Source organism: Coprococcus sp. AF38-1 (assembly GCF_003603945.1).
GTDB classification, from domain to species: Bacteria; Bacillota; Clostridia; order Lachnospirales; family Lachnospiraceae; genus Coprococcus; species Coprococcus aceti.
This window is the reverse complement of sequence record NZ_QVGO01000004.1, coordinates 70,784-96,003: the sequence shown is the minus strand read 5'-3', so window position 1 is coordinate 96,003 and position 25,220 is coordinate 70,784. Positions and strand designations below refer to the sequence as shown.

Genomic DNA, 25,220 nt, shown 5'->3' with positions numbered 1-25,220 from the left:
ATATTTATGGAGATAAACAGACTTAGTGGTTATTCAGATTTTCTGGGAATAGTTGAATATCCTGCGGTTGTGTTCTGCGAGGATGGTGAAGTCATCAGCATAAACAATGCCGCAGTTAAGATCGTGGGTTCGGATGTTGAATCCATTGCCATGGAGCCGGATAAGTTTATGGTCAGCGATGAGTTCTGGCCGACACTTGACGACAAGAAGGCTATCATATGGCACAGACTTGGACTTATAGTTAACGACAAGGACAGATATGTAGTCAGTGGATTTGTCAACCAGTTTGAATATGGTGACAAGAAGGCGTATATGGTATTGTTTGAGCTTCGATCAGACGTTACGATAGGAAGCGTGAGTCTTGAGAGGATCATAAACCATATAGGCGTTATAGCTCTGTATCTGTATAAGCCGGAGGGCGTATGGAGAACGAGATACGTATCTAAGAACATATCTGAGTATGGATATACAGATGGCAATTTCTACAGTGGGCTGGTGGGACTCAGCGACCTGCTCCCTAAGAGTGATTATGACCTTCTGATCGGACAGCTCTACAAGGTTCAGAATACCGGAGTGGATGATTTTGAGATGGAGACTAGGATCGTATCAGCTCACAGAGATATAAATAAGATGAGACTTAAGTGTCACATCGTGAGAACCACAGATGGCGACATGGATGGAATAGAGCTCCTGTTCATAAAGGACAAGGAGACCGGATACAATGAGGATCAGGCGGCGTATATATTATCTGCCATGTCTAAGATCAAGAGCTTTGTCATGGTACAGCAGTACGAGAATGGCAGACCGATCTTCAAGTATATAACCCCGAACGCCAAGCAGATGGGAATAAATGTGGATGCCATCAAGCTTGGTGACAGACTCATAGAGGATTATATCCATCCGAAGGACAGAAGCAGGGTTATGGCGAATGTCAGAAACGCCACGAAGCGCGAGGACAAGGACTACGAGGAAGAGTTCAGGATAGTCAACGACAGAGGCGAGGTTATCTGGGTGAAGTCCCAGAGCTCTGTGACACAGGCGGCTGATAACACATACACGGTTGAGTATTTTATATCTGATATTACGGACAAGAAGGCTCTTGAGAACAGTGTTGAGCGCGCTAAGAAGGAGTTCGATGACAAGCTCTCGTACATTATGAAGACAAATACCCAGTCGGATGAGGAAAGGAATCAGATAGATACCGAGAAGTGGAATCTGATAACGAAGGCGTTCTCTGCACTCACAGGACTTTATACAACTATCATAGATCCTGTGGGCAAGAAGATGGTTGAGCCGGCCGGCCCTCAGAAGCATATGGGTTATTTCTATGATATGTTTGAGAAGCCTCAGTATAAGCAGATATATATGAAGCTCAATGAGGTAGTTCTCAGGAACAATGTTCCGGTTATGATGGAGATGGACGATGACATCACGGGAAGTATGATCTGTGGTGCACCGATCATGATAGATGGCAAGCATGTGGCAACATGGATATGCTGCTCATATGATGACGAGGATGCGAAGAAAATGGAGAGCGTATACAAGGTGCAGTGGCAGCTTGGACGCATTTTCTCCGAATACGCATTCAGCTCTCAGATCCTGGCAAAGGAGGCGATCCGTGCCAAGTCAGAGGAGGTCATAATGGAGAACAAGCTGCAGTGGCAGAAGATTCTGCTTGATGCCCTGAACACTTCAGATAAGAGCTCCCAGCAGGTTATCAATGACGTGATAGCACAGGTGGGCGAGGTCTTAAATGCTGACGTGGCAGCCCTGTATGTGAAGGACAAGCAGGGAGATCTGGATTGCCAGTATATCTGGTCCAAGAATCAGAGCATGTCTGCGGAGGAGTATGTGACAGAGTGGCAGCGCGCCAACATGAAGTTCAGATCATGGCAGAATGGTCAGGGCTCGGGCAAGCTGGTGGACAAGGGATACCTTGTGATAGATGCAAAGCATATGGATGAAGCAGCTAAGAAGATCATGTCAGCGGGTCCTGTTAAGAGCTTTACCGCAGTTCCTGTGTATGTCAATGGCAATTATGGAGCGGTATTTGTGCTGGCGAATACCTCTATCAACAAATTGTGGACCACAGAAGAGATTGAATTTGTAAAGCAGACAGGTGATGTACTCAGAAGTGCCCTTGAGAAGATAGAGAGCGATGACAGCGTTAAACGCATAAACAGTGTTCTCCTCGATACATATAACTATATGGATGAGGGTATATTTATTAGAGAAGTTGATACTGGAAGAGTGCTGTTCTCGAACAGGACTCTGAACGATATGCTTGGATATGATTTTACAGACAAGGACAGTAAGCTCCTTATAGAGAATCTCAGAGATAAGTACAAGCTCATGGGAGGTCCGGATCAGCATCTGGCTACGGACAGCAAGGAGGTCAACTGGAGAAGCTATATAAGAAGTCTCGACAAGATCATGGATTTGACTGAAGTTAGCATGAAATGGCTTGACGGCAGCAATGCATCTCTTGTAATATTAAGGGACGTGAACGAATAGAAGGGAGACTTGTGATGGCAAGCGCAGATATTGGTATAGATTTAGGTACAGCCAGTATACTGGTGTATGTGAAAGGCAAAGGAGTCGTACTCAAGGAGCCTTCAGTAGTTGCATACGACAGGGATACTAATAAGATAGTGGCTATTGGTGAAGAGGCGAGACTTATGCTTGGAAGAACTCCGGGTAATATAGTGGCCATCAGACCTCTCAGGCAGGGCGTAATCTCTGATTATACGATAACAGAGAAGATGCTCAAGTATTTCATACAGAAGGCTGTCGGAAGGAGTTATTTTGGAAGACGACCTAGGATCAGCGTATGTGTACCTTCTCAGGTTACAGAGGTTGAGAAGAAGGCAGTTGAGGATGCAACTTATGCGGCCGGTGCCAGGGATGTGTCCATAATTGAGGAGCCTGTGGCAGCAGCCATTGGCGCAGGAATAGATATATACAGACCATGTGGTAACATGATAGTTGATATAGGTGGTGGAACTGCCGATATAGCAGTCATCTCTCTCGGAGGTCCTGTTGTCAGTGCATCCATTAAGGTGGCCGGAGATGATTTTGATGAGGCAGTTGTCAGATTCATGAGAAAGAAGCATAACCTTCTCATAGGAGAGAGAACCGCCGAGGAGATCAAGATCAAGATAGGTACATGTTACAGAAGACCTGAGAATATAACGTTGGATATACGAGGCAGAAACCTTGTAACCGGTCTTCCGAAGACTGTTACGGTCACATCGGATGAGACGGAGGAGGCACTTCGTGAGCCTGCGTCCCAGATATGTGAAGCTGTTCATTCAGTTCTGGAGAGAACTCCTCCTGAGCTTGCTGCTGATATTGCAGATCGTGGTATAGTTCTGACCGGTGGTGGTGCGCTGCTCCACGGACTTGAGGAGCTGCTTGAGGAGAAGACAGGAATAACCACCATGACAGCGGAGGATCCACTCAGAGCGGTGGCCATTGGTACAGGAAAGTACATCGAGCTTCTCAGCGAGAAGAACAATTAAGACAGGAGCTGAGGACTCAGTCTTCAGAGGAGAGAAAACTTGGTAAGAGAAGGTTACGTAGAGAAAGTTATATATAAGAATGAAGACAATGGGTACGCCGTCTTCGCCGTTGAGGGCGAGGACGGCGAAGATATTTTTGTGGGGAATCTTCACGGCGTTGCAGAGGGGATCTATGTATCGGCGGAGGGGGATTATGTAGAGCATCCAACTTATGATTTGCAGTTCAAATTCACCTCATGTGAGATCAAGATGCCGGATGATGTGCTCAGTATTGAGAAGTACCTCGGTTCGGGCATCATAAAGGGTGTCGGAGAGGCTCTGGCAAAACGTATAGTGAAGAAGTTCCGTATGGACTCACTCAGGATAATCGAGGAAGAGCCGGAGCGCCTTGCGGAGATACGTGGAATATCAGAGAGGAAGGCCAGAGACATTGCCGTGTCATACAACGAGAAAAAAGAGATGCAGGATGCGCTCATGTTCCTGACCGGTCTCAATATCCCGGTGAACCTCGCTGTAAAGATCTACAATGAATACGGTGACGAAGTGTACGACATAGTGAGGACAAATCCCTATAAGATAGCAGAGGATATAACGGGCGTTGGATTCAGGACAGCGGACGAGATTGCGGACAGACTTGGTATCGGAAGAGATTCGGATTTCAGGGTAAGAGCCGCTATTATGTATGCCCTATCCGGTGCAAATGGACTTGGCCATATGTATATTCCCCAGAAGATGCTGGTAGACAAGACATATTCATTGCTGATGAATGAGTACATGCCATATGATCCGGAGCTTGAGATGTCCATATGCAATCAGATACTTGAGCTCAGCGTTGCCGGCAAGATAATCATAAAGGAGTTGAAGGACGATCCAGATTCAGGGGAGCTCCCAGATGTGAGCCTTGATGATCCGGTGACTGACATAGACATGGATTTGCTGGATACGGAGTCAGAGTCAAACGTGACAAATGCCGTGTATGCAGCACCTAATTATTATATGGAGCTCAATTCGGCAAGACTTCTGTGTGAGCTCAACATAGATTTCTCAAAGGCAAAGCTCAAGATAGACAAGGTTGTTGAGACGGTAGAAAAGTCAGAGAATATGAAGCTGGCTGATGCCCAGAGACTTGCCATAAGAAATGCCGTGGATCACGGCGTTGCGGTCATAACCGGAGGCCCCGGAACCGGAAAGACAACGATCATAAATGTACTTATCAAGATATACGAGAGCTTCAGGATGAAGATAGTTCTCGCTGCGCCTACAGGACGTGCAGCCAAGAGGATAACAGAGGCCACAGGATACGGAGCACAGACCATACACAGAATGCTCGAGCTTACGGGCGGAGTGGAAGGAGAAGAGACTTCTGCGTATACATTTATGCGGAATGAGAGCAATCCACTTGAGGCCGATGTTATCATAATAGATGAGATGTCCATGGTTGACAGCAGCATTTTCTACAGTCTGCTCAAGGCTGTGGCTCCGGGCACAAGACTTGTGCTTGTGGGTGATTCGGATCAGCTTCCGTCAGTTGGCCCGGGAAATGTGCTCAAGGATATCATAGCGTCCGGTGTGTTCAGCGTGTCGGTGCTGGACAGGATATACAGACAGGGCGAGGACAGCGATATCATAGGCAATGCCCACAGGATAAAGGATGGAGAGCATGTGGAGATCAAGAACAAAAGCAGGGATTTCTTCTTTGTTCCAAGAAATGGCTACAATGAGATCGTGGCAGAGCTCAAGGTGCTTCTGACAAAGCAGCTTCCATCATATTTTGGTGTGGATAAATCGGATATACAGGTGCTGACACCTATGCGTAAGTATGATATGGGTGTTGAGAACCTAAACAAGCAGCTTCAGGATGTCCTCAATCCGGAGGGACACGGAAAACCCGAGCATGACCGGGGCGATGTGGTGTTCAGACAGGGCGATAAGGTCATGCAGGTCAAGAACAATTACAAGCAGGAGTGGAAGATACTGGATCCGTCGGGCAGATTTGCCAAGGAGGAAGGAGTCGGAGTGTTCAACGGCGATATTGGATTTGTAAAGGCTGTTGACGACTACGAGCAGAGGATCGTGGTGGAATTTGACGATGGAAGACAGACTGAGTACCCATACAACCAGCTTGAGGAGCTTGAGCATGCATTTGCGATAACCATACATAAGTCGCAGGGAAGTGAGTATCCCGTGGTTGTGATCCCGCTTCTCAGATGCCCACCTAAGCTTTTGAACAGAAACCTGCTGTATACGGCGGTGACGAGAGCCAGAAGAAGCGTGGTCATAGTGGGCAATATAGGACTGGTAAATACGATGATAGACAATGAGGATGAACAGAAGAGATACACCTCATTTGCACTGAGACTCAGGGAGATGGAGAGAAGATGAAACGATGCGCAGATAAGTTCGGGTTCGGACGACTGCTCACGGATCTCCTGTATCCCCGCCGGTGTGCGATATGTGACGAGGTGCTTCCGATGGGAGAAGGGCTGATATGCAGAGGGCATAACAGCCTTCCCTATGTGAAGATTCCGTCATGTATGGTGTGCGGCAAGGAGGTCGACAGTGAAGAGCGGGAGCTCTGTCTGGACTGTGAGAAACATTCAAGAAATTTCGAAAGAGGTTTCCCCGTATTTAATTACGTGGAACCCGTCAAAGCCAGTGTTCTGGCGATAAAATACCATAACAAAAAAGAATATTGTGATTTCTACGGAGCTCAGATGGCGGAGAAGGTGCGCCCGTATGTCAGAAGGTATGGAATAGATGCGGTCACCTGTGTACCTTTGCACAGGAAAAAGCAGAGACAGCGCGGCTACAATCAGGCGGCTGTACTGGCGAAGGTTGTCGCTGATGAACTGGGGCTTCCATTCTGTGAGGATATGCTGGTGAGAAGAAAGTACACCACACCGCAGAAGAAACTGGACAACCTGGAGAGGGCAAACAACATAAAGACATCCATGGACATAGGCAGATTGTACCCGGAGTACAGAAATATTCTGCTTGTGGATGACATATATACAACCGGTGTCACCATAGACGTGTGCGCCGGCCTTCTGAAGAAAGCCGGCGCACGCCATGTATATTATTCATCTGTATGTGTTGGCAAGGGGTGTTAGTCCTCGTCTGTATCGTCAGCTATATGGAAGTCCTCGTCGCTCTTCTCTTCCTCCTCCGGCATGTACTCGTTGAAGATGTGTACAAATACCAGTGAGCACAGATAAGCGTGAAGTCCTGCGACACATATGAGCATAAGACCGAGCACGGTGGAGCTGAAATAGCATCCCGCTGCGATCGCTGCCGTTATCGCAACCATGAGAAGTGTCCATGGAAGATTCTTGATGGACATGAGGAATGCGTTCTTGATGGTCGCTTTGACTGTGTTCTCAAACTGCGCTTGAAGAGGGAATACATACAGGACAGTGAACAGGTAGATAAGTGACATGATGGTGAATATGACCAGCATACTCTTGATGTTCCTGCTCACGGCGAACCACATGTCAAATGCACACAGGACACCGGCAAGCAGAGCCAGAACTCCTATCCCTGTAGCCTGTTTGAAATTCTCCCTGAAGCTCTTGAAGAACAGCTTGACCACGCCGCCCTGACCGTTTCTGATGCATTTCATGGTGGTGTAGTAGAGTGCTGTGGTCGATGCACCTATCGTGAGGATTGGCAAGGAAGTCAGCAGCCACAGAAAATGCAATATTACTATATCGCACACTATGGTTAGAAAATTCATGATAGGATTATCTGTCGATAATGATCTGTTCAAAATAAAATACCTCTCTTTCTTTATCCAAAAAATATTACAAGCCTAAGCCATCAGATCTTCCTTTGTAAGGGTCTCAAGTGTGGCTACGTCAATGTTGTTCATGGAAACTATTCTGGTGGCCTGCCTGGATATGGCGGATTCCATAAAGTTACGGACTTCACGGGCGTTGGCAAATGTATCGTCGTGATGTGCGGCTTTGTCGTGCCAGTATTCTGAGGCGTATGCGCGGGCATCATCGTCCAGCTTGTATTCCTGCTTGGAACACATGCTCTCGAAGATGGACATAAGCTCGTCCCCGGTGTAATCCTCAAATGTGATGAATTTGTTGAATCTGGAACGAAGTCCCGGGTTGGAGCTCAGGAACCGTTCCATGAGATCCGGGTAGCCGGCAACTATGACTATGAGATCATCTCTGTGATCCTCCATAGCTTTGAGCAGCGTGTCCACTGCCTCCTGACCGAAATCATTCTCACCCTTGCCTGCGGTGAGAGTATAAGCCTCATCTATAAATAAGATCCCGCCGAGGGCTGATTCTATGACCTCGGTTGTCTTGACGGCTGTCTGACCAATATATCCCACAACAAGTCCGCCTCTGTCGACCTCGACAAGCTGTCCTCTTGACAGTATGCCCAGACCCTTATAGATATTTGCAAGAAGTCTTGCCACCGTGGTCTTTCCTGTTCCCGGATTGCCGGAGAATACAAGGTGGAGAGATACGGACGGTTGTTTCATGCCGTTTTCCTCGCGGAGCTTCTTGATCTTCAGAAGGTTTACGAGGTTGGTGATGTCCTTCTTCACGCTCTCGAGACCGGTCATGGAATTCAGTTCCTCGAGAAGAGTGTCCACATCCTTGACGGGTTCAGCACTTTCGGAAGCTGTCGACTTAGCCGGAGTCTGTGAGACTGGGGAAGCACTCTTTGGGAGTGCGTTGTACTTGTCGAGCAGTGGGCTTGGATCTATGGCGTACAGGTTCATGGACTTGAGATATTTGTCGAGCATGAGGCAGTAGCCTGTGAGCCTTGCTATCTCGTTGTCGTCAGTCATGTTGTTGCAGGCGATGAATTCCTGACCCATGAGCTTGAACATTCTGACGTAATCTCTGGAACGGTATACTGATTTGGGATTTACCTTTGCCCGGGCCAGATCGCCCTGTACAAAATATGTAAGGGATCTAGGTGGTGTCACGGCAAAATCCCTGGTTGTTCTCTCATATTTGAATGTGCGGAATTTGTCTGTTGTAAAGTGCTGGTTCAGGTATTCGCGGACAAATTTTATCTCCAGGGTAAGTTCTGCCTGGTCGGAGCTGGACAGATATGCAAGAAACTGAAGCAGGTCAAACTGAAGCATCTCTCTTGTCTTGAGTCCTGTCTTCTGGCGCGCACCGTAGCCGTCGTTGTCCAGCGAATCGGCATAGGAATAGCAGTTGTCCAGTTCGGCTTTTAGTGAGTAATTCATAAGTTGTTCCCCATCCTTTCCATAAAGCACATAATTGTATCTATTGTAAAGCCTTTGGCCCATGTAATCAAATAAAGTTTTGCCTGGTTAATCCATTTATTGTGTCATATTTGTATTTTGTATGATAAAATAGCAGTTATATGAGCAAAATTTACACCAAAAGGTGACAAACGCGACAGGAGACAGACGATATGAAATTCAGACCATGCATAGACATACACAATGGACAGGTAAAGCAGATAGTTGGAGGCAGTCTCTGTGATGAGGGTGACAGAGCAGATGAAAACTTTGTATCACAGAAGGACGGAGACTTCTTTGCTGAACTGTACAAAAGCTATGGACTTAAGGGTGGTCATATCATACTTCTCAATCCTGCGTCCAGCGAATACTATGACGCCGATGTAAGACAGGCACAGCTCGCTCTGGCTGCATATCCGGGAGGACTGCAGATAGGGGGGGGAATAAATGCTGACAATGCACAGCGGTTCATAGATATGGGTGCGTCACATGTCATAGCCACATCATTTGTGTTCAGGGATGGAGAGATCAACTACGACAACCTGAAGGCACTTGAGAATGCTGTGGGCAGAGAGCATCTGGTGCTGGATCTGTCCTGCCGGAAGAGGGACGGAGAGTATTATATTGTCACTGACAGATGGCAGAAATTTACAAATGTAAAGGTGGAGGAGGCAACGCTTGACCGGCTCTCAGAATACTGCGACGAGTATCTCGTTCATGCGGTGGATGTGGAGGGCAAGGCGTCAGGCATAGAGACCCATGTTGCGGACATGCTTGGAAGATGGGGAAAGCTGCCGATGACATATGCCGGAGGTGTGGCATCATTTGACGATCTGGAACAGCTCAGAAGTCTCGGAAGGAACAGGATAGACGTGACCATAGGGAGTGCACTGGATATCTTTGGGGGACATATGGCGTTTCAGGAGATTATAAGGTTTATGGAGGGTTAACATGGCAAAGATGAAGAAGGTACTGGCCATTGCGATGGCTACGGCTATGGGTATGTCCATGCTGGCTGGCTGCGGAGGTCAGGGCAAGGACGATGTGACAGAGGCGACAAGCCAGGCGGAGACCAGCGAGGCTGCGACCTCGGAGGAGAAGACAGAGGAGGCTGCTTCGGAGGAGGCTGAACAGGAGAAGACAGAGGTCAAGGCAGGGGATGTCCTGATAGACCTGAACTTTGATGACAATGACACGGACGAGTGCCATACATATTCAAATGGCGGACAGGCCGTACTCGGAGCAGAGAACGGAGAACTGTGTCTGGATATAACCGGAACAGGAAGCCTGGATTATGCGAACCAGATATACTATGACGGATTTGAGCTCAACCAGGACTGTGTGTATGAGCTGTCATTTGACGTGCACAGCACCATTGAGAGAGGACTTCAGTACAGACTTCAGATAAATGGCGGTGATTACCACGCTTATGTGATGGATGACATAACGATAGGCACTGAGACACAGCACATATCCAAACAGTTCACCATGAGTGAGGAATCGGATCCGGCACCTAGAATGTGTATGAATCTGGGACATTTCGAGGGCGTTGGTGATGACAGCGTGCCTCACAAGGTATACTTTGACAATATCAAGCTCACTGTAGTTGACGCCTCAAGCGCACAGAGCGTTGAGGGTATTCCTGATCCAAAGCTGGTTAACATCAACCAGATGGGTTACGGCAAGGATGCGAAGAAACTTGCCACAGTGACTGACAGAGACGCCAAGAGCTACGAGGTAAAGAGCGTCGCTGATGACAAGGTAGTCAGCAAGGGTGACGTATCTGGCTGGGATTACGATCCTGCTGTGGGCGACAAATGTGCGGTTATAGATTTCTCTGATGTCAAGGATCAGGGTACATACAAGATAGTTCTCGACACCGGAGCAGAATCATACGAGTTCCCTGTTGGGGATGGCGTGTATGACGATATATACAAGGCGTCAGTGCTCATGTTCTATGACCAGAGATGTGGAACAGAGCTTGATTCAGCCATAGCCGGTGATTTTGCACACGCTGCATGTCACACGGGAACTGCCATAGTGTACGGTTCAGATGTTGCAAAGGATGTGACCGGCGGATGGCATGATGCCGGAGACTACGGAAGATATGTTGTTCCGGGCGCAAAGGCGGTACAGGATCTGCTCCTTACATATGAGGATTCAGAGTATGCGGCAAAGGACGACGCTATCGGAATACCTGAGAGCGGCAACGGTGTTCCTGACGTTCTGGATGAGGTCAGATACGAGCTTGACTGGATGCTCAAGATGCAGGATGAGACCAGCGGCGGAGTTTATCACAAGGTTACCGGAGAGGTGTTCCCTGAGATGGTGGCTGCTGTTGAGGAGACTGCACAGATGATACTCTCACCTATATCCAACACAGCAACAGGCGATTTTGCGGCTGTTATGGCAAAGGCTTCAGTTGTATACAGAAAGTACGATGCAGCATTTGCAGATTCATGTCTTGCTGCAGCTCAGAAGGCATGGAAGTATCTTGAGCAGCATCAGGGAGAGGCAGGCTTTAAGAACGTTGGAAGCATAGTTACAGGTGAGTATCCTGACAGCAATGACAGCGATGAGTACCTGTGGGCAGCAGCGGAGCTGTATATCGCAACAGGTGATGAGAGCTACAATGATTATGTGAAGACAGCCATCGAGGGAAGCGTTAAGTACGGCCTTGGATGGGCGGATGTCGGATATTATGGAATATATGATTACTGTGTAAATGTAAAGGACTGCGCAGCAGAGAAGGAGATACTTAAGAAGGGTGCTGACAAGCTTGTAGATAACTATGCCGGCAGCGGCTTCGGTTCAACAACAGGCGGCTCTTATGTATGGGGAAGCAACATGGTCGTTGCGGATAACGGAATCCTCCTGCTCATGGCATCAAAGGTTCTGGGCGACGATTCATATGTGGACTATGCGGCAGACCAGCTCAACTATATACTTGGAAGAAATGCAGTCAGCTACTGTTATGTGACAGGATATGGTTCACAGACTCCTGAGAATCCACACCACAGACCTTCAGAGGCACTGGGCAAGGCAATGCCTGGAATGCTTGTGGGCGGTGCCGATGGAAACCTTGAGGATCCATATGCGAAGGCTGTTCTTGCAAAGCTTCCAAAGGAGAGATGCTATGTCGACAACGTACAGAGTTATTCATGTAATGAGGTAACGATCTACTGGAATTCACCTCTTGTATATCTTCTTGCGAACTTCAAGTAGCAAATATTTAAGAATATGTAACTATCATTAGTACATCATATTTGATATAACTGTTGAATATCATGTAAGGAATCGGTATGGAAATATGAATGAATATGTGGACAAAATAAAAAAGCTTATGGAGAAAGAGATGGTCAGATATGTTATAGCCGGAGGAATGACCACGGCTGTGAATCTTGTATCATTCTTTGTGTTGAGACTTGTGACGGATCTGTCGCGAAGTGCGGCGAATATCATAGCGATAATGCTTGCCATATTATTTGCCTACTTTGCAAATGGATTTTACGTGTTCAGGTCGGAGCAGAGGAAGAGCATAGGCCGGATCATAAGGGAGTTCATATCATTTGTGGGAATGCGTCTGTTTGCCATGGTGGTGGAGGTCGTTGGAACCAACCTACTGTGCGACTCCTTCAGATACAATGAGTTTATATCAAAGATAATAATTCAGGTAGTTGTACTTGTAATAAACTATATATTCAGCAAATGCTTCGTATTTAAGAGGGATAAAAAGCCTGTAAAGGATATATTTGCTGACAACTATATCATGATAATCGCTTTTATCATCCCGGCGATATTTATGTTCGTGCTGTGGGTGGTGGCGGAGATAGGACCATTTGGCGGACACAGCCTTACCATGGTGGACAGTCTTCACCAGTATCTGCCATTCTTCTCTGATTATCATGACAAACTGGTGAACGAGGGAAGCCTGTTCTATACATGGGACATAGGCATGGGAAGCAATCTGCTTGACATAATCGCCTACTATATGGCTTGTCCTCTGAACTTTATAATCGTGCTGTTCAGCAGGGAGCATCTGTACATAGCGATGTGCCTGCTCATAAGTATCAAGATAGCTCTGTCCGGTATGACCATGGCGAGCTATCTTGGATACAAGTGCAGGAACAAGAACAACCTGCTCATCATTCCATTTGCTGTGGCATATGCGCTCAGCAACTATGTCATAGGATATTCATGGAATCTCATGTGGATGGACTGTATACTGATACTTCCGCTTATCATGCAGGGCTTCGAGCAGATGATGGAGGACGGCAGCAACTACAGACTGTATACGCTCAGTCTGTTCTACGGACTTCTGTGTAACTACTATATATGTTTCATGATATGTGTGTTCCTGGTTCTCCAGTTTATACTCACCAATCACAAGAACATATACAAGGGCGCAGAGGACACTTTGAGATTTGCGGGAACATCTGTCATGGCTGCGGCTATGTCTGCGTTTCTGCTGATTCCAGCTTATATCGGGCTTAACACCACGGCGTCTGCCACCAGACATTTCCCTAAATGGGAGTGGTACGGAAGCATATGGGATATGATAAAGCAGATGTTTGTCCTGACTGAGCCGATAAAGAGCCAGCAGTTTGACGGCGGTGTGAACCTGTACTGCGGTACATTTGCCATACTGCTGATAGGAATATATATTTTCAATACAAAGATCAAATGGTATGAGAAGCTTAAGAATGTGATACTGATCGTATTTCTCATGATGAGCTTTAACAATACGCTGCTCAACTATATATGGCACGGCTTCCATGATCAGTACGGAATCCCGAACAGATTTTCATTCCTGTTCATCTTCATTCTGCTGAGCATGGGATACGAGGCCCTTGCAAATACAGACAAGAAGCAGATACCGGGAATAGCCCTGGGAATTATCGTGTCGTTCGGTTTTCTGGTTTATGCAGACAAGAATATTGATATGGACAGGACGGTAATTATCCTCACATGGGTGCTGTTTGTTGTGTACTCGGCGGGAATCCTGGTGCTGGGACTTGTCCGCGGCAAAGGCAGATTCGCAGTGGCAGCTATACTTTCAGTGTTGTGTCTGACTGAGATCGTGTTCAGCGCGGCAAAGGGATACGAGAGTAACGGAACGGTGAACATACCGGATTACTATGGCGACGCTGCTAGTGTGCAGGCCGCTATAGATTCAGTTAAGACAGGCCATTTTCCATATAGGACGGAGCTCAACAACACCAAGGTGGTGGATGAATCTACCTATTACAATATGCAGGGAGTCAGCCTGTTTGGTTCGACGGTTTCAAATGACCTTGTGAATGCCATGCACGGACTTGGTTTCTACACAGGTGCCAATGAGTTCCTGTTTGACGGAGCAAATCCGGTGTCAAGTTCGGTTCTGGGCATAAGATATTTGTTCAGGAGACAGGATGAGCATATGTCCTACGATATGGACTATGTGGATACGGTGGATGGCGTTGATGTATACCAGAACAGCCGGGCGCTCAAGCTGGGCTTCATGGTGAATAACGAGCTGAAAGACTGGACTTCTGATGCATCGAATATGTTTGACAGTATAAATAATTTCGTGGAAAAGTCGACTGGGGTGGCTGGTACGTTCAGCCAGATATATCCGGAGGTAACTGGCTCTTCAAATGACATCACGATAACACATGACAATCCGTACAGTGAATACTTTGGACTTTCCGATATCACACCGGGTATCGTGAGCTTTGGACTCAGCTTTGACATAACAGAGGAACAGAATGATCTGTACATCATAGCGAACTGCAATGGAATCACCAAGATAAGGATATATGTGAACGGTGAGGAGCAGAATTACGAGAGACTTCAGTACCAGACATACCATGTGGGACATCTGATAAAGGGAACCAACGTGGAGGTCGAGTATTATTTCTCTGCGGGTGTACCTGACAATACATCTGCAAGACTTACGATAGCCACTCTCAACGGTGCTGCATTTGACCAGGCGTATGAGAGATGGGCTGACAATCAGTTAAATATCAACAAATTTGAGGATGGATATGTGAAGGGACATATATCAGTCGATGAGGCTGGCCTGATGTTCACATCCATACCATATGATTCGGGCTGGACTGCCTATGTTGATGGCAGAAAGACCGATATACAGACTGTTGCGGGAGCATTTATCGCACTGGATCTCGAGAAGGGAGACCATGTGATAGAGTTCAAGTATTTCCCTAGAGGACTCAAGAGCGGCCTGATATTCACATTTGCCGGATGGCTTGTGTTTGCGCTGCTTATGAATGCGAAGATCATCAAGGAGAAGCGCGGCAGCAAAAAGGGGAAGCCTGAGGATGAGGATCGGACAGATGATGAAGCAGTGATAGAGTAATGCAGATCTGTTGAGAGATAAAATATGCATAATAACGAGGTGGAATGGCTGGAAGATCATAAAAAGTAGTCCAATATGTACAAAATAACAGAGAAAATTTGTACATTATTCAGCATAAAAAACTATATGAGCGTTGACCTTAATAATTATTTATAATATAATGTATCCATGTGGATATGCATAGGAGTGTCTATGTGGCAAACGCAATATTTATAGAAACAGAGGTGCATTAATGGACAAAATTAAGGAAATTGGGATTAAGCCGCTTGCACTGGCCATGGCTGTTCTGGCTTTGCTGGCGGGAGTGCTGGGAGTCGCCGGTATCGGTGTGGGAGCTATTATATGTGGCGTCCTGGCAGCGGTCGTTGCTGTTCTGGTATTACTGGTATTCGGAGATGGCAACATGGGATCAGCAGGAAAGTCTGATAAGTATAAGAAGCTTTTCATGAACCTTCCTATAGGATTTGCACAGGCGAGGATCGTTAATGATCCTGTCAACGGAACAAACTACGAGATAGTAGACGCCAATGAGATATTTGGGGAGTATTTCAAGCTCGATGTGTCTGACTACAAGGACAAGATACTGAAGGAGAGTAAGATAGAGGTACTTCAGGATATCAATGCATGGTTCACAGCTTATAACAACTCCGGCACCAAAGAGGGAGATCTGATGGATGTTGAGATCACCATGGAGTCACTTCAGAAGGTGTTCAACACAGTTATGTATAAGTCAGAGGCTGATTACATCAACATGGTAGTCATAGATGTGACCAAGCAGAAGGAGACTGAGGAGAAGCTCAGCAAGGCCATCGTGGATGCGAATGCAGCATACAAGACACAGGCCGAGTTCCTTGCAAACATGAGCCACGAGATAAGAACACCTATCAACGGTATTCTCGGTATGCTCCAGCTCACACTTATGGCTGAGGATCTTCAGGCTGATTACAGAGATAACCTTATCACAGCTAAGAACTGTGCAGACACACTGCTCAGACTTATCAATGATATTCTTGATATAAGCAAGCTTGAGGCTGGTAAGTACAAGATCAAGGAAGAGACATTTGACATCAGGACTGCCATCGAGGACACAGTTGCTGCACAGGTTCCGATCGCAACCAACAAGGGACTGCAGCTCGACTGTTCATTTGGAAGCAATATTCCAAAGCTTGTCCGCGGTGATGGACAGAGAATCCAGCAGGTTCTCAACTGTCTGCTTTCAAATGCTATCAAGTTTACATCCGAGGGAAGCGTAAGAGTCAAGATAGCATCCATGGATGACGGGGACAACAAGATTAAGATCAGAATGGCAGTTGCAGATACCGGTATAGGTATCTCAGAGGCTAACATGAGCAAGCTGTTCATAAGATTCAGCCAGGTAGATGCATCAGATACAAGAAAGTACGGTGGTTCAGGTCTGGGACTTGTCATCACCAAGCAGATCGTTGAGCTGATGGGTGGTAACATAACAGTTCAGAGTAAGGAAGATATAGGTTCAACATTCATCGTCGAGATACCACTCAAGGTTATCAAAGCGGCAGATGCAGCAGATGAGTTCCTCAAAGAGAAGGAGGAGCCGGCGGTATTCTCCATCAATGCACACAGCAAGGCAAGGATACTTGTTGCAGAGGATGAGCCGGTCAACCAGCAGGTTATCGGTAAGCTTCTCGGTATGGCAGGATTCTCATACGATATAGCTGAGAATGGCCAGAAGGCTGTTGAACTGTTCAAGACCAAGATATATGATGCGGCACTGTTTGACGTACAGATGCCAGTTATGGACGGTATAGCAGCTACACAGGAGATCAGGGAGATAGAGCGCAAGGAGAAGAGAAAGAGACTTCCGATCATTGCGGTTACGGCGAGAGCCATGTTCGGTGACAAGGAGAGGATTCTTGAGAACCAGCTTGATGATTATATCGCAAAGCCTTATAATCTCAATGATGTGGTTGATACACTGAATAAGTACATAGACGACTGATGTGAAAGGTCATAAGTATACATGAAATAGTGAGAAACAAAGTCAAATAAAAAATCGGGGATTATGGAATCAACACCCATATTCCCGGTTTTTTTAGTTTTACATGGATATATTAAGGCAGATAAAGAAAGATCTATATTACATGGAGGTATATGATATGTCAGATTTTTTCCAGGATGTGTTCAACAAGACCAAGAAGTTTGCAAATAATGCGGTGGATGAGACGAAGGACGCAGCACAGAAGGCAAAGCTCAACAACAAGATATCAAATGAGGTGCAGATGATCGACAGGAACATGGTTGAGATCGGCAAGTATTTCTACGAGCAGAACAAGGAGAATCCACCTCAGGAGCTGCTCCAGTATTTCAACAATGTAAAGGTTCTTCAGGACAGTATAGCCATAAGCAGGAGCGAGATACAGAACATTGATAATGCCATGGCGGCAAGGAAGCAGGCTGATATGAATCCTAATCAGAGTCCTAACCAGAACTATAACCAGAACCCAAATAACAATCAGAACATGGGAAATGGACAATTTTAGTAAAAAAAATTATATATACATGCTGTAAAATCAGAAGCCCGTTCGTAACAGGACGGGCTTTTTGTATATTGAAATTGGGCAATATACAGCCTGTATATAGCCGCAATTTATAAAATTTTCTTTATGAAATCCCCCCTTTACAAAGGCTGAGAGAGGGTGTAAGGTGTGCTTACAACTCAGAGAGAAGGGAGGACAGAGATCATATATTATGTAATACCATTGATCGCAACTGTGAGCATGGCGGTGGTATCGGACTTCAGAGACTGGAGGATTCCGAACAGGCTTATCGCAGTTGGCATGATACAGGGATTCCTGATGTCGGCAGTTGTCAGAGGACCGTGTGATGGACTTCTGAGCAGTGTGGCAGGCTGTGTTATTCCTGTGGTGATCTTGTTTGTATTATTTCATAAAAAAGCCTTGGGGGCAGGTGATATCAAGCTGCTGGCGACGGCTGGCACATTTGTAGGAACCGATGTGATCCGGGTGATTGTTTACTCCTTTTTGGCCGGAGGAGTTATATCTTTATTTTTTCTTTTAAAAGAAGTTTTAATGTCAGTTACGAATCGTAAAGAAATTTCAACAAAACAATTTTATAGGAATCTGATGAAGTCCAGGGTACATTTCTCTGCTGCCATAATGGGCGGAGTCATGTATTACGTGTGCACTACAGAGTGGAGGTGACAAAATTCAGCAGTACAAGATTGGAATACTGGATGGTGACAGGGCTTACATGATAAGTCTTATGAACCATATCAATTCGGACAGGGACAATCCGCTGTTTGCGCTTGCATTTTCATCGGAGGGAGAACTGTATGGGTATCTTGAGACTAAGACTCTGGATGTTCTGCTGATGGATGAGAATATTCCTCTGGATGAGAGCAAAGTGCCGGTGGCCTGCCGGATGATATTTATGACGAGGGATAGAGTCGATGGATCAGAAGAGATCAGCCATAACAGGATATTCAAATATTCCAGGGTACGGAACATTTCTTCAGAGATCCTCAGATATATGAATATAGACGATACGGACCGCAGAAGAAAGCTGTTCAGGTCGTATGCAGTTATATCACCCATAGGGAGGTGTGGTAAGACAAACCTTGCGGTCAGCCTGTGCATGAATGATGAGGTGCGGGGCGGCCTGTATGTGGGCATGGAGGAGTACAGTGCATTTCACGACCATGAGGACGTTCTGGCGAATGTGATATATCTGGTGAAACAGAGGTCACCGGATCTGACCGGATATATGGAGCAAAATATCGTGGAGCTTGAGGAATACAGCGTGCTTGGATATCTGGGATCGTACATAGATGCACTGGAGCTGGACACGGAGGATATGGTGTGGCTCATAGACGAGTTCCGCAGATGGGGCAGATATACAACGGTTGTGTTTGATATGGGACAGGCGGTTCTCAAGGATCTGGCGATACTTGGGGCATTTGACGAGATAATGGTTCCGGAGCTTAAGGATGAATTGTCCCAGGACAAGCTTGGGATGTTCGAGAGGGTTCTGGAGAGAAGGGAGCTCGGTAAGATTGCTCGGAGGCTGCACAGGTTGAACGTGCCGCTGGCGGTTCCGGGAAGTGCGGAGATGCTGAGATTTATAGAAAGTGAAATAGGAAGCAGAAGATGAAACAGGATGACAGACAGTTGATACGAAGCAAGGTCATGCAGAGTATAGATATGTCGGGTGACATAGGAGATGAGCAGGTCAGCGATATGATCGACAGGTGTATTCTCGAATCTGAGTCCGGGAATGTGCTGAGCGTGAGGGATAAGCTTGCGCTGAAGAAGGAACTGTTCAACAGTCTGAGGAGGCTTGATATATTGTCAGAGCTTCTCGACGATGAAGCGGTGACTGAGATAATGATAAATGGCTACAGCAATATATTTGTCGAGCGGGCAGGAAGGATGTACAGATATGACAAGGCATTTGAGAGCGAGGATCGGCTCAAGACCATAATCCAGAGCATCGTAGCGGAGTGCAACAGGATAGTAAATGAGGCGTCGCCGATAGTGGATGCAAGGCTTAAGGATGGTTCGAGAGTGAATGTGGTGCTGCCGCCGGTGAGCCTGAGCGGCAGCGTGATGACCATAAGAAAGTTTCCGAAGGACAAGATGACCATGGACAAGCTGGTGGAGATCGGATCAGTCACCATGGAGGTTGCTGATTTCCTGAAGAATCTGGTCGTGGCGGGCTACAACATAATCATCTCGGGAGGAACCGGCGCGGGCAAGACGACATTTCTGAATGCCCTGTCAGGGTATATACCGGCGGATGAGAGAATTGTCACGATAGAGGATTCGGCGGAGCTTCAGCTTGCGGGCATCGACAATCTGGTGAGCCTTGAGGCGAGAAGTGCAAATGTCGAGGGCGAAAATGCGGTGAGCATAAGGAATCTTATCAAGACGAGCCTCAGAATGAGACCTTCACGGATAATAGTGGGTGAGGTCAGGGATGCGGCGGCGATAGATATGCTTACTGCCATGAACACAGGACACGATGGAAGCCTGTCAACAGGACATGCAAACTCTGCCCGGGACATGCTGACGAGGCTTGAGACCATGGTTCTGATGGGTGCGGATATGCCTGTTCTGGCGATAAGGCAGCAGATAGCGTCGGCGGTGGACATAGTTGTCCAGCTTGGAAGACTGAGGGACAGATCCCGAAGATGTATAGAGATAAGCGAGGTCACAGGACTGGAAGGAGGTGAATTTGTCATGAATAAATTGTATGAATTTCATGAGAGCAATATGGGAAAGGACAGGGGGCGAGTGGAAGGAATGCTTAGAAAGATAAATGATCTTCACAACACATCAAAGCTCGTGGCGGCTGGACTTATAAGCGTTAATGAGAGCAGTGATTCAAGGAGGGATGTGTGCTGAGACAGGGTATAGATTATGATTCTTATAAACTAAGTGTCAGGGAAATCGTAACCGGTATCGCTGTGTATTCAGTCATAGCGGTGATGGTGTCGGTGCTCTTCTTTGACAGTCTTATACCGTGCCTGGTGTTCACGCCGGGGATTCTGGTATTTCTCAGGAAAATTGCCGATGGTAAATGCCGGCAGAGAAAGAATAAACTTAATAATGAATTTAAGGAAATGCTACTGTCCCTGTCCGCAAATATGGCGGCGGGATATTCATTGGAAAAAGCGTTTGTTCCAGCTTGTCACGAGTTGGACGGAATGTATCAGGGGAAATCTTATATCAGACAGGAAATGCTGCTCATAATAAACGGCCTTGAGATGAGCTCTGATGTTGAAAGTCTTTTGAGGGATATGGCGGACAGGTCAGGACTTCAGGATGTGAAGGAATTTGCTCATGTGGTCGCAGTTGCAAAGGGCTCCGGGGGAAATCTCATCAGGATGATGAAGAAGATGGTTGAAAATATTGACAGGCGTCTGGAAGTGGAGGAAGAGATAGACACGATGATAACGTCAAAACGGCTGGAGCAGAATATCATGTCCGCCATGCCATTTGTCATCATTCTGTATCTGAGGGTGTGTAATCCTGGATATATGGATGCGCTGTATGGCAATGCTCTGGGGATAGCTGCCATGAGTGCGTGTCTGGTGATCACGGCGGCGACGGTGATATGGGGCAGAAAGATCACAGATATACATATGTGAAAGGATGATGGATATGCTGAAAAGGGCTGCGGGAAAAATATACGGCTGGATAGAACCGCATATGGACAATGACAAGATGCTCACGAAGATAAAGAGGGTATACATATGTACGGATGCCGCGGCGAGGGATAAATGTGCGGAGATGTACACAGACATTATTGCGAAGATCCTGCTGGTGCTTTTGGTGACATGTATTCTTGCGGTGATCCTTGTGGCAAAGGAAGCATTTGCGCCTCATCAGGTGGTGCTCACCAGAGATGGGTACGGAGGGGATGTGTCCACCGTCACTTTGGAGACTGATATAGATGGAGAAAAGACTGATTTTGATGTGGATGTCATGCCGCTGGAATATGATCCTGACGATATGGAAGCTGTGTTTGAGCAGGGATTTGGTGAGATTGAAGACCTGTATCTTGGGGAAAATGAATCCCCCGACGAAGTGATATATGATCTGGAGCTTGTGGATCACCTGGATGCGCTCGGACTCGATGTGCAGTGGATAAGCGAGGACAACGAGCTGGTGTCGTCCGATGGACGTATCGGCGATATAGCGGAGGGAGAAGACAGAATAGTGTCCATCACGGCTGTTCTTACATACAGGGAGCTGAGCGCGGAGAGAACATATCAGATACGCGTGTGCGGAAGGGAAGAGACAGGCAGGGAAAAGGCTCTGAAGGATATAAGGGAAGGCATCAGGGAGATACAGGCGGGAAGTGGAGATTCGAGCGAGGTGGCGCTGCCGGAGCAGATAAACGGATATGCGGTCAGGCCCACCTCGGGAGGCGGAAGTGGTCTTATGATACTGTTTCTCGGTGGTTTCGCAGCCATTTGTATATGGGGTGGAAACAGGTCGAAGATCCGGGGAATGGAAAAAAAGAGATCCGATGAGCTCATGTCGGAGTACCCGGAGCTTTTGGATAAGCTGACGCTCTATCTTGGAGCAGGAGTCACGGTCAGAGGTGCATTTGCAAGGATAGTGAAGAGTGGCAGGGAAGATTGTGCCGGTACGGATCAGGGCGGGAGTGTCCTGACCAGGGAACTGATTTATACGCTAAATGAGATCCAGGCAGGAGTATCCGAGAGTGAGGCTTACTACAACATGGGGCACAGGATAAATCTGCCGGTGTATATAAAGCTCATGTCGCTTTTGTCACAGAATGTGAAGAAAGGCACGAGAGATATATTGATCATGATGGCGGGCGAGGAGCAGAACGCAATGCAGACCAGAAAGGAGATGGCGAAGAGAAAGGGGGAGGAAGCCGGGACAAAGCTGCTTCTTCCGATGGTGGTTCTGCTGGGAGTGGTCATGGTAATAGTCATGCTGCCCGCAATAATAAATTTTTAAGATAATAAGTTTTAAGGAGGAAAAATGTATGAAGAGATGGGAAGATTTTATGGAAGATGAGTCAGGTATGGGAGTGGTCGAAATAATCCTTATAATGGTGGTCTTGATCGCGATGTGCGTCATATTCAAGCAGCAGATAACTTCTCTGGTGAACAACATATGGAACTCGATCAACAAGAGTGCAAAGAAGATATATTAAGGGGGAGCTGTATGAGAAATCAGGGACATGTAACGGTTTTTCTGAGTATAATCCTGATCCCCATGCTGCTTCTGGGGTTCTCCGTGCTTGAGATGGCGCGGATAAGAATGGGCAGTGCCAAGGCCGCAATGGCGGCCGAGGGCGCAGCCTGTGATGTGAAGGCGGCGTACGACAAGGAGTTGTTTGAGGAGTATCATCTGCTGGCGGTCGACAGCACATTTGGCGGACACGGTGAGGGAAAGCTTGAACAGATGGCGCAGGATTATCTGGAATATACTCTGGAAAATGGTCAGGGCGACAATATGAGCGTTGAAGATGTGGCGCTGGCAGAGTGCAGGGGACTTCTGGAGAATGACTGCGAGAATATGAAGCTGCAGATAACTGACCATATGAAGGTGTACATGGAGGAGAAGGGAATAGAAGACATTCTTGAGATGATAACATCCGGGGATAAGGCCATGGAGGATGCTTCTGGAGCTGTGGAAAATGGTAAGAATGAGTCGAATCAGGATGAGAGCAGTTGGAGCGGTACGGATCCTAGAAAAGCGCTGAAAAGCATCCTGACAGGTGGACTTCTGAATGTTGTCACGCCATCCGGGCGGGTGGTGTCAGATCAGGCATACGATCTGGATGGCTTTCCGTCAGACGGACAGGCGGAGGATACGAGACAGTGGGAGGACATAGAATTTGACGATCTGGATAAATTCCAGAGGCAGCTCATGTCGGATGGAGAGAGATCACAGACCGGAATAGTGGATGACATATATGGTGTCGGGTATGCACTGGCGAATTTCAATACATTTACCGACAGGAAACAGGACAGACCATTTGAGTGTGAGGTGGAATACATTATCGCCGGAAAGGATAATGACCATGACAATCTGCAGGGGGTCGTGAACAGGATAGTGCTTCACAGACTGCCGCTCAATCTGGCATATCTGCTCTCAGACAGCGCAAAGATGGCCGAGGTGTCATCCATAGCTGCGGTGCTGGCTCTTGTGCCGGGGGTCACCTATGGGGCGGCGAAATATCTGCTGCTCGGATGCTGGGCTTATGCTGAGACAATTGTTGATATAAGGCTGCTGCTTGACGGCAAAAGCGTTCAGTTTATGAAGACAGACGAATACTGGGTGACGGACATCAACAATCTTGACAAGCTGATGAATCTGGATTCCGTGGACTATGAAGGCGTGGATGCTGTGAGCTACAGGGATTATCTGGCAATACTTCTGATAGAGAATAAAGGAGGCATGTATTACAGGCTGGCGGATCTTATACAGCTTAATTTCAGACAGACGGATGAGTCGTTTGAGATGAAGAATATGATGTATTCTCTGACATTTGATGTTGAGGTCAGTCAGGACAGGAAATTTGCATCGTTTATAGAAGATCACGAGGGCGTATCGAAGATAGATGACGGACTGTACAGGTACAGCTTCAGGCAGTGTGTGAGTTATTGAGATATGAAAATATCCTGAAGGGGGGTGTTATATGTTCTCTTGTTGTATGTTGAAAAGTAAATATATGAAAGATAAATCGCCTCTCCAAGCGCATATTACTATAGATTTTGTTCGGATCAGGTATGGCAGGAGAATATATAAGACAGCTCCTTTGGGATGTGACCGTGGTAGTGCCAGTGTGGAGGCATCGCTGGTGCTGCCAGTGTTTATATTTGCCATGCTGACTGTGTTTGCCATGGCCGGATGTATACGGACACGGACTGTGATATATGAGGGCTTACATGAGACGGCTGCGTATCTTGCGGAATGCAGCTATGCGTATGAGCTAGCCGAAAAGGGCGCGGACATGGGGCCGTATGCTGAAGGTATGGCAGATGGTGTGTCGCTCGTGCTGGCGAACAGGAAGATCAGGGAGTACATAGATGACAAAGGCACGGTGAACACATATGTCGACGGCGGAATGTCCGGGGTTAAGGTGATAAATGCAGAGCTGTCGGATGACGGATTTGTGTGCCTCAAGGTCAGATATATGCTGAAAATCAATCTGCCATTTGCCGGAGGATCCACCGTGGGGTGCGTGGACAGGATAAGACAGAGGGCGTACCTGGGATATGACAGGTCGCAGGATGATGACGATGATGATGAGTATGTGTATGTGGCTGAGAATGGTTCGGTGTACCACAACTCGCGGAGCTGTTACCATATCAGGATATCTGTGAGAAGCGTGAGTGGGGAGGTTCTGGATGACAGATATTCCGGGCTTTCGGCGTGCAGGATCTGTGGAAGATATAAAAGCAATGGTGTGATCTATGTCACTGAACAGGGAGACAAATATCACTATTCGCTGGGCTGCTCCGGCTTGAAGCGGACGATATACAGAAAGAAAAAGTCAGAGTGCGGGGGACTTCCTCAGTGCTCTGAGTGCGGGAAAAGATAGGAGAAGATAAGAA

Annotated in this window: 19 protein-coding genes; 17 read left to right on the top strand and 2 right to left on the bottom strand. The window is 47.1% G+C overall.

Annotated elements, in window-relative coordinates; translation table 11 throughout:
- The first annotated feature begins 6 nt into the window (after window positions 1-6).
- From DW025_RS06820 to DW025_RS06805, 4 genes are read left to right on the top strand one after another with little or no spacing between them, the layout of a single operon-like run.
- The gene (locus DW025_RS06820) at window positions 7-2,514 is read left to right on the top strand and encodes a PAS domain-containing protein (protein WP_119999301.1); all 2,508 of its coding nucleotides are present in this window, start codon (window positions 7-9) and stop codon (window positions 2,512-2,514) included.
- 14 nt (window positions 2,515-2,528) lie between these two features.
- A complete protein-coding gene (locus tag DW025_RS06815) occupies window positions 2,529-3,521 on the top strand; it encodes a rod shape-determining protein (protein ID WP_015534302.1) in 993 nt (330 codons plus the stop codon).
- Between the two features lie 39 nt (window positions 3,522-3,560).
- On the top strand, window positions 3,561-5,903 hold the full coding sequence (gene recD2, locus DW025_RS06810; RefSeq protein ID WP_119999299.1) for an SF1B family DNA helicase RecD2: 2,343 nt from the start codon (window positions 3,561-3,563) through the stop codon (window positions 5,901-5,903).
- Window positions 5,900-6,631 carry a ComF family protein gene (locus DW025_RS06805; RefSeq protein WP_119999298.1) on the top strand — a complete coding sequence of 244 codons (732 nt, stop codon included), beginning with the start codon at window positions 5,900-5,902 and terminating at the stop codon, window positions 6,629-6,631. The genes recD2 and DW025_RS06805 overlap by 4 nt, the downstream gene beginning before the upstream one ends.
- Here the strand turns inward: DW025_RS06805 and DW025_RS06800 are convergent.
- Window positions 6,628-7,287, bottom strand: a complete 660-nt coding sequence (locus DW025_RS06800) for a YesL family protein (protein WP_119999296.1) — start codon at window positions 7,285-7,287, stop codon at window positions 6,628-6,630. The genes DW025_RS06805 and DW025_RS06800 overlap by 4 nt on opposite strands.
- A 42-nt stretch (window positions 7,288-7,329) precedes the next feature.
- Entirely contained in the window at window positions 7,330-8,742 is a 1,413-nt protein-coding gene (locus DW025_RS06795) for an AAA family ATPase (protein ID WP_119999294.1), read from the bottom strand.
- Window positions 8,743-8,933: 191 nt separating this feature from the next.
- Here DW025_RS06795 and hisA point away from each other — a divergent pair, with 191 nt between their 5' ends.
- The 13 genes from hisA (at window position 8,934) to DW025_RS06730 (ending at window position 25,207) form a co-directional block, all read left to right on the top strand.
- Complete coding sequence (hisA, locus tag DW025_RS06790; RefSeq protein ID WP_119999292.1) at window positions 8,934-9,710, top strand: phosphoribosylformimino-5-aminoimidazole carboxamide ribotide isomerase; 777 nt, start codon at window positions 8,934-8,936, stop codon at window positions 9,708-9,710.
- 1 nt (window position 9,711) lies between these two features.
- Window positions 9,712-11,985 carry a glycoside hydrolase family 9 protein gene (locus tag DW025_RS06785; protein WP_119999290.1) on the top strand — a complete coding sequence of 758 codons (2,274 nt, stop codon included), beginning with the start codon at window positions 9,712-9,714 and terminating at the stop codon, window positions 11,983-11,985.
- A gap of 130 nt (window positions 11,986-12,115) precedes the next feature.
- Window positions 12,116-15,118 (top strand): GtrA family protein, encoded by a 3,003-nt coding sequence (locus DW025_RS06780; RefSeq protein ID WP_243104924.1) that lies wholly within the window; start codon window positions 12,116-12,118, stop codon window positions 15,116-15,118.
- A gap of 232 nt (window positions 15,119-15,350) precedes the next feature.
- Entirely contained in the window at window positions 15,351-17,096 is a 1,746-nt protein-coding gene (locus DW025_RS06775; RefSeq protein WP_015534296.1) for an ATP-binding protein, read from the top strand.
- Between the two features lie 157 nt (window positions 17,097-17,253).
- Entirely contained in the window at window positions 17,254-17,637 is a 384-nt protein-coding gene (locus DW025_RS06770) for a hypothetical protein (RefSeq protein ID WP_015534295.1), read from the top strand.
- Between the two features lie 165 nt (window positions 17,638-17,802).
- A complete protein-coding gene (locus DW025_RS06765) occupies window positions 17,803-18,318 on the top strand; it encodes an A24 family peptidase (protein WP_022217516.1) in 516 nt (171 codons plus the stop codon).
- Window positions 18,290-19,267: a hypothetical protein gene (locus DW025_RS06760; RefSeq protein ID WP_330376127.1), complete on the top strand. Its 978-nt coding sequence runs from the start codon at window positions 18,290-18,292 to the stop codon at window positions 19,265-19,267. The genes DW025_RS06765 and DW025_RS06760 overlap by 29 nt, the downstream gene beginning before the upstream one ends.
- Window positions 19,264-20,520, top strand: a complete 1,257-nt coding sequence (locus DW025_RS06755; RefSeq protein ID WP_118757975.1) for a CpaF family protein — start codon at window positions 19,264-19,266, stop codon at window positions 20,518-20,520. The genes DW025_RS06760 and DW025_RS06755 overlap by 4 nt, the downstream gene beginning before the upstream one ends.
- Window positions 20,514-21,266 (top strand): type II secretion system F family protein, encoded by a 753-nt coding sequence (locus DW025_RS06750; RefSeq protein WP_055271948.1) that lies wholly within the window; start codon window positions 20,514-20,516, stop codon window positions 21,264-21,266. Before DW025_RS06755 ends, DW025_RS06750 begins: the two co-directional genes overlap by 7 nt.
- Before the next feature lie 13 nt (window positions 21,267-21,279).
- Window positions 21,280-22,611: an immunoglobulin-like domain-containing protein gene (locus tag DW025_RS06745; RefSeq protein ID WP_119999287.1), complete on the top strand. Its 1,332-nt coding sequence runs from the start codon at window positions 21,280-21,282 to the stop codon at window positions 22,609-22,611.
- A 28-nt stretch (window positions 22,612-22,639) separates the two neighbouring features.
- Window positions 22,640-22,810: a Flp1 family type IVb pilin gene (locus DW025_RS06740; RefSeq protein ID WP_015534291.1), complete on the top strand. Its 171-nt coding sequence runs from the start codon at window positions 22,640-22,642 to the stop codon at window positions 22,808-22,810.
- A gap of 11 nt (window positions 22,811-22,821) precedes the next feature.
- A complete protein-coding gene (locus DW025_RS06735) occupies window positions 22,822-24,270 on the top strand; it encodes a DUF5702 domain-containing protein (RefSeq protein WP_119999285.1) in 1,449 nt (482 codons plus the stop codon).
- A 64-nt stretch (window positions 24,271-24,334) separates the two neighbouring features.
- Window positions 24,335-25,207 (top strand): TadE/TadG family type IV pilus assembly protein, encoded by an 873-nt coding sequence (locus DW025_RS06730; RefSeq protein WP_133302880.1) that lies wholly within the window; start codon window positions 24,335-24,337, stop codon window positions 25,205-25,207.
- Window positions 25,208-25,220 lie beyond the last annotated feature (13 nt).